This is a genomic window from Ruegeria sp. CH8 (assembly GCF_056536985.1).
Window position 1 is genome coordinate 1 of record NZ_JBQFQR010000068.1, and the last position, 1,593, is coordinate 1,593.

Consider the following 1,593-nt stretch of genomic DNA (forward strand, 5'->3'; position numbering starts at 1 on the left):
TTCAGGATACGGATATCATTGACGGGTTTCATATTAATTTTGTTTATATCAGGCGACTCGATTAGTCATTGGATTTCTATGTGCTGGATTTGGGAGAGTGCGGCCAGCCAAGGAGGAGACATCCATGACGACGACGGATATCGGCCATTACATCAATGGTGAAGTATTTGCTGGGGCCCGCAGCAACACGCAGGACGTGTTCAACCCGGCCACGGGTGAGTTGACGGGTAAGGTTGATTTGGCCTCTGCGCAGGACGTTGATCGCGCGGTGGCCGCCGCCAAGGCTGCCTTCCCGGCCTGGTCCAATGTGCCGCCGATCCGCCGTGCGCGCCTCATGAACAAGTTTCTGAACCTGCTGAATGAGCATAAGGACGAACTGGCCCGCGCCATCACCGCCGAGCATGGCAAGGTCTTCACCGACGCCCGTGGCGAGGTCGAGCGTGGCATTGATATCGTCGAGTTCGCCTGCGGCATCCCGCAACTGCTCAAGGGGGATTTCACCGATCAGGTTTCGACCGGCATCGACAACTGGACCCTGCGCCAGCCTCTGGGCGTGGTGGCCGGTGTGACCCCGTTCAACTTCCCGGTCATGGTGCCGATGTGGATGTTCCCGGTCGCCATCGCGGCAGGCAACACCTTTGTGCTGAAGCCCTCGCCGACCGATCCGACCCCGTCGCTGATGTATGCCGAGCTGATGAAAGAGGCCGGTTTCCCTGATGGCGTCTTCAACGTGGTTCAGGGTGATAAGGTGGCCGTTGACGCGCTGCTCGAGCATCCGGACGTGCAGGCGATCTCCTTCGTGGGCTCGACCCCGATCGCCAATTACATCTACGAGACTGGCGCCCGCCACGGCAAACGTGTTCAGGCTCTGGGTGGTGCCAAGAACCACATGCTGGTCATGCCCGACGCTGATCTGGACAAGGCCGTCGATGCGCTGATGGGCGCGGCCTATGGCTCGGCTGGCGAGCGCTGCATGGCGATCTCGGTGGCCACTCTGGTCGGTGACGTGGCCGACAAGATCGTACCAATGATCAAGGAACGCCTTGCGTCCCTCAAGGTCAAGAACGGTGTTGAAATGGATGCCGAGATGGGCCCGATCGTCACCAAAGCCGCGCATGAACGCATCACCGGTTACATCGCCAAAGGTGTTGAAGAAGGCGCGGACCTGATCGTGGACGGACGGGATTTCACGCTGGAAGGCCACGAGAACGGATATTGGATGGGTGGCACCCTGTTCGACAACGTCACCCCGGACATGACCATCTACCGCGAAGAGATTTTCGGCCCGGTGCTGTCCTGCGTCCGCGTCGAAAGCTTTGCCGAGGGCGTGCAGCTAATCAACGACCATGAGTTTGGCAACGGCGTCAGCATCTTCACCCGCGACGGCAACGCCGCGCGTGAGTTTGGTCGCCAGATTCAGGTTGGCATGGTTGGTGTGAACGTTCCGATCCCGGTGCCGATGGCCTGGCACGGCTTTGGCGGCTGGAAAAAGAGCCTGTTCGGCGACACCCACGCCTATGGCGAAGAGGGCGTCCGCTTCTACACCAAGCAGAAGTCCATCATGCAGCGCTGGCCCGAGAGCATCTCCAAAGG

The 1,593-nt window shown here is 59.9% G+C and carries 1 protein-coding gene; it reads left to right on the forward strand.

Going from position 1 to position 1,593, the window contains the following annotated elements; genetic code table 11:
• Positions 1-124: 124 nt before the first annotated feature.
• On the forward strand, positions 125-1,593 hold a 1,469-nt coding region (locus ACR0ER_RS25520), incomplete at its 3' end, for a CoA-acylating methylmalonate-semialdehyde dehydrogenase (protein ID WP_480771264.1).